General features: G+C 58.7%; 5 protein-coding genes. All 5 read right to left on the bottom strand.

Annotation, left to right across the window (positions count from 1 at the left end; translation table 11 throughout):
• A partial coding sequence (locus tag NW820_RS09615; RefSeq protein ID WP_414407362.1) for a TerC family protein occupies positions 1-645 on the bottom strand: 645 nt, incomplete at its 3' end.
• Between the two features lie 260 nt (positions 646-905).
• A complete protein-coding gene (gene larB, locus NW820_RS09610) occupies positions 906-1,739 on the bottom strand; it encodes a nickel pincer cofactor biosynthesis protein LarB (RefSeq protein ID WP_414407361.1) in 834 nt (277 codons plus the stop codon).
• A gap of 46 nt (positions 1,740-1,785) precedes the next feature.
• Positions 1,786-2,682 (bottom strand): universal stress protein, encoded by an 897-nt coding sequence (locus tag NW820_RS09605; protein ID WP_414407360.1) that lies wholly within the window; start codon positions 2,680-2,682, stop codon positions 1,786-1,788.
• A gap of 131 nt (positions 2,683-2,813) precedes the next feature.
• Complete coding sequence (dnaB, locus tag NW820_RS09600) at positions 2,814-4,589, bottom strand: replicative DNA helicase (protein ID WP_414407363.1); 1,776 nt, start codon at positions 4,587-4,589, stop codon at positions 2,814-2,816.
• Between the two features lie 178 nt (positions 4,590-4,767).
• Complete coding sequence (gene rplI, locus NW820_RS09595) at positions 4,768-5,232, bottom strand: 50S ribosomal protein L9 (protein ID WP_414355859.1); 465 nt, start codon at positions 5,230-5,232, stop codon at positions 4,768-4,770.
• Positions 5,233-5,322 lie beyond the last annotated feature (90 nt).

Raw genomic sequence — 5,322 nt, 5'->3', positions numbered from 1 at the left:
GGGGATCACAGCCACCACCATCCCCCACTCCGGGATCTCGATTTGGGGGAAAAACACCTCCAACAACATGGTGCTCCCCACCAAGGCGATGATGGCAAAAGCGGCGTCTTCCAGGTGAGAGAACTCGTCCAACCAACGCAAAAACAGAGAAGCCATGTAGCGCATCAGGGTAATGCCGAGAATGCCGCCGAGGATGATTACCCAAGCCTTGCGGGAGACGCCCACCGAAGCGGCGATGCTGTCGAAAGAAAAGACCAGATCCGTCAGTTCCACCATCACCAGGGTCTGCCAAAAATTGGCGTGGCGGGTGATGTCCTGTTCTTGGCCTTCTTCCTCGCCCCGAAAGTGCTGCCAGGCTAGCCAGAGCAGATAACAGGCCCCCAAGAATTGGGCGGGCGGATACTCCACCAACCAAACTGCCGCGAAGACAATGGCAATGCGAAAGCTGTAAGCGCCGATGATGCCCCAGCGCAAGGCCCGATTTTGCTGCTGGGGGGTGGGCAGATGCTTCACCAGAGCTGCTAGGGCAACGGCGTTGTCCGCAGAGAGGGCGGCCTCCAAAAACACCAAAGCCACTACCAAGAAAATATCTGTCCAGGTGAAGGACTGAGTCATCCCTTGCGCCAGGATCAAGGTCGCTCCCATCGCATCTGTTGCATTTTTGACAAGTGTTGCATCAATTAGCATATTCGCGCGTTTTGTCCGCCCCAGTCAGTCCAACACAGCAGTTAACCAGCGTAGGAACCCTCCCCATCTTCGGATAAAGGTACCCCAGAAAAAGGCATGAACCCAGTTAGGTGACCAGAGGCAACACCCTCAAACTCCCGAAGGATGGGAAAGAGAAAGCCCAAGCCTAAACTATGGCCTGAGTATAGCCTGTTTGGCTCAGGATCTATTTACAATTCTTAACCTTCCGAAATCTGTCGATTCCCTGTTGGATCTCCAGTGGGGCCGCATGAACTCAATCGAGCTGCCAGCCGTTGTCCACAACGCAGGATCTGGCCTGCCAGAATCGCCGCCCCGAAACCGTTATCGATGTTCAGCACTCCCACCCCCGCTGCGCAGGAGTTGAGCATCGTGAGCAGGGCAGCCAAGCCCTGGAAGCTGGCCCCGTAGCCAATGCTGGTGGGCACAGCGATCACCGGACAATCCGCCAGACCCGCCACCACGCTGGCCAAGGCCCCCTCCATGCCCGCCACCACGATCAGCACGTCCGCTTGCAGGGCCGCCCGGTTGTGCAGCAGCCGATGGATCCCGGCCACCCCCACATCCCAGAGGCGCTTCACCTGAAACCCAGAAAGCTCGAGCGTGAGGGCGGCTTCTTCTGCCACCGGTAAATCGGCAGTGCCGGCGGAGATCACGCTGACCTGTCCAGGATGGCTGACCACCTGCTGGGACGGGATCCAACACAAGCGGGCCAACTCGGAATACTGGGCCTGGGGCAAGCGGCTGCGGATCTCGGCATACACCTGGGCTTCGATGCGGGTGGCCAAGGCCAGGGATCCCCGCTGGTGGAGTTGCTCCAGGATCTGGGCAATCTGATCTGGGGTCTTGCCCGGCCCCCACACGGCTTCGGGAAAGCCCGTGCGCAAGGGACGGTGGTGATCCACATGGGCGAAATCTCCCACCGGCTCGAAGGGCAGAAAGCGATAGGCCTGCAGAGCTTGCTCTGGGGTGAGCTTCCCTTGGGCCACCGCCCGAAACAGATCCTGCAGCGCTGTCGTAGAGGGGGGGGTCATGGAGGATGAGTTAATCTGCAACACTCGGCTTGGATCTTGCCTGGATCTACTGGGCCAAAGACCCGCGCGGGAAAAACAACACCGGATGCCAACTTTGCCGCAAAATCTCGCCGGTTAGGCTGCGAACCGACCACTCCCAAAAGCTGCCCACGTGGGGGGAGGCAGTGGCAATGGCCGTCATGTCTTCATCGGCAGCAGTAGCCAGGATCTCTTTGAGAGGGGATCCCACCCGCACCAGGGTGCGCAGCTGTACGGGCTTCACCTGCTCGCTCAGGGGTTCAAGCACCTGGGCCAGGTCAGCCTCGGCTTTGCGTTGGAGCACCTCCACCGGAGTTCCTTGGTTGCGGCGGGCGCTGGGATCCACCACGTAGAGCAGGGTAAGCGTCTGGCACTGGGAAGTACCGGGCAGCAGGTGGCCGAGATGGTTCAGCAACTGCTGACGCGGCTGTTCAAAGTCAAAGGGCACCAAGAGGCAGCGAAACAGGTGGCGGCTGCGCAAGCGCAATTCTTCCAGGGTAAAGGTAGCCAGCAGCTGGGGGCGCATCACCAGTAGGGGGATTTTCAGCTTCGGCAACAGCGTCATGGTGGTGCTGCCGAACAATTTTTCGGCGAGCAGGTTGTGGGTACCCATGCCTGTAATCAGCAGATCGGAGCCATAGGTTTGGATGCCTTTTAGGATTAGATCGGCTGGCCTGCCCGCCTGCACCAGAGCCTCGACTTCCAACCCTGCTGGGATCGGGTTCAGCAGCTTCTGCAACTGGGTCTGCTCTGCCTGGACTTCGGGGGTAATGTCGTCGGGAATGCCGATGTCGTCCTCTTGCCAATCTACGCTGCGGACGAAGGTGACGCGCTCGATGCCATTGCTGTGCAGATCTTCTAGACACTTGCCAAAACGCTGCAGGCCATCTCGGCGGTCGGTGGCAATTAACACGTTTTTAAACATATCGTTTTGAGCATTAGGAGAGAGGGTAGCCGGCTCAAGAGCAACGCTTTGGCCCGCAGCGATCCTAAGCTAACACCTTGCGGGGTTGTTCCCAAGGCAGCAGCTCCGGATCCCTCTTCGGCATCGGTTGCTCAGCGGTTGGGATCCGCCAGGTTGCGAAACTGGGTGTACTGGCTTTCGAACAGCAGGCGCACGGTACCGGTGGGGCCGTTGCGATGTTTGGCAATGATGACCTCGGCAATGCCGCGATCGCTGGTGTTGGGATCGTAGTATTCCGGGCGATAGATCATCATCACCAGATCGGCATCCTGCTCGATGCTGTTGTGAACCAGCAGACCGTTGGCCACGAAGTTGTGGTGGCGGGGCATCTCGATGTCGTAAACCGGCTGAGGCTCCCCCGGCTCGCTGATGAGCACCACCGGATCCCAGATCAGCCCCTCCTGCACTACCACCGCCACCTCTTCCTCCAATTGCAGCTCGTCCAAGGTTTTCCAGCCCTGTTGGGTGAAAAAGGGGTGATTGCCGGTGGCGCGAATGGAAAAGTTGAGGCGGGTCTTCAGAACACAGGTGGGCTGCCGACCGCTGCAAAACACTTTCACAGGCTGTTGAGGCACCAAGCGCCCGCGCCCGTTCAAGCTGAGCAGGCGGGGCAGTTCCGCCGCAGCCGGCAGGGCCGCCAGTTGATCCAGCCGCCAGATCTTGCCGCGATCCGCATCCATCACCTGCGTATCCCCGGCCAGACAGCCCGATTCCCGCAGATCCGCCAGCTGTGGACGTTTGTCGGAGCGAGACTCAACAGCTCGACTGAGCTGAGACAGCACCAGCACCGGCACCATCAGCTCCTTGGCCATGGCCTTGAGGCCACGAGTAATGCGCGACAGCTCCTGCACCCGGTTGTCGGCGGCGGATCCCTGCATCAGTTGTAGGTAGTCGATCAACACCATCCCCAACGTTCCCCCCTGTTCCGCCTGCAAACGCCGCGCTTTGGAGCGAATTTCTGTAACGGTACAGTCGGGGGTATCGTCGATGAACAGGGGCAATTGCGATAAAAAACCAATGGCTTGTCCCAGGCGCTGCCACTCGTGTTCGCTGATGCGCCCAGAACGCAGACGGCTGCTGTCGATGCGGGCTTCGCTGGCCAAAAGCCGCTGCACCAGTTGCTCTCGTGACATTTCCAAGCTAAAGATGGCGACCGGCTGCTTGGCATAGGCAGCCACATTCTGGGCAATGTTGAGGGCAAGACTGGTCTTCCCCATCGAGGGACGACCGGCCAGGATCAACAAGTCGGATCGCTGCAAGCCCTGGGTCAAGTTATCCAGGTCGATGAATTTGGTCGGGATCCCCGGAAGCTGTGCCCCGCTTTGGAACTTCTCTTCCAAATCCGAGAAGATATTGACCAAAACCTCAGAAGCCGGGATGAGGCTACGCTGCACTCGCTCTTGGGTGAGGCCAAACACCTGCTGCTCGGCTTGATCCATTACCTGAGACAGGGGCTGGCTGGTATCGTAGGCCAAACGAGCCAAGGTATTGCTCACCTGGATCAACTGGCGGCGCATGTATTTATCCATCACCAGGCGAGCATACTGGTCGATGTTGACGCTGCTGACGGTTTGCTCCAGCAGACGACGGATCGCCCCTGTTCCCCCCACCCGCTCCAGAAGATGATGATCCGCCAACCAAGCAGACACAGTCATCAGGTCGGTGGGCTGCCCTTGGCTGTGCAGTTGGAGAGCAGCCCGGTAAATCTCTTGGTGGGCAGAGATATAGAACATCTCTGGACGCAGAAACTCCGCGACCCGCACCAACGCATCCGGATCGAGGAGAATGCCCCCCAGGATTTCCTCCTCGGCTTCAATGTTTTGAGGAGGAAGCCGATCCCCACCCGTTAAGTCGTAATCGCTGATCACCACAAGCCAGGATAGGAAAATCAACCCAGCCCTAGGGCAACCGGCCTCTCAGCCAGTCAGCTCCAATCGTCAGGCGGGTCAAGCTCTAGGCTGAGCATACCCGCTTGTTGCCTAAGGCAAAAACCCTACTCACCCCGGGATCCCTCACGGGAACTCAGGGATCCTCGAAGGTGAGTCCTCATTCGGGAGTAACCTGAATGCGCAGCGTAGCGGTAACTTCGGGGTGTAACTTTACCTGCACGGGATAAACCCCGGTTTTTTTGATTTCCTCGTTGAGGAGAATGTTGCGGCGGTCGATATCCAGACCGCTGGTAGCCAGCACCACCTCGGCAATATCGCTGGTGGTCACCTGCCCAAATAGGAGGTCGTGTTCTCCCACTTTCTTACGGATGACAAAGCGACCGATGGTCTCCAGAGCAGTCTTGTAGTTTTCCGCCTGTTGTCTTTCTGCCAGTTTACGAGCTGCCTCCTGCTGCAGACGCACCTGCTGCTCTTTCAATATGCCAGGGGTAACCCGCACCGCCATCTGCCGTGGGAAGAGGTAGTTGCGAGCATAGCCGGGCTTGACGTTGACAATCTCTCCGGGCTTGCCCAGCCCTGGGATCGCCTGGCGCAGCACAACCTGCATGTTACGTTTCGACATTGGGAAGACACTTCTTTTCTCGACAGCCTTCCATTCTAGAGGCTCAGCAGGTTCATCGTCAGCCCAGAGTGCCATAGCCACCAGCCCGTC

Source organism: Synechococcus sp. R55.7 (genome assembly GCF_047461955.1).
GTDB lineage: Bacteria > Cyanobacteriota > Cyanobacteriia > Thermostichales > Thermostichaceae > Thermostichus.
The sequence above is the reverse complement of the archived record's forward strand: the minus strand, read 5'-3'. Positions and strand labels throughout refer to the sequence as shown.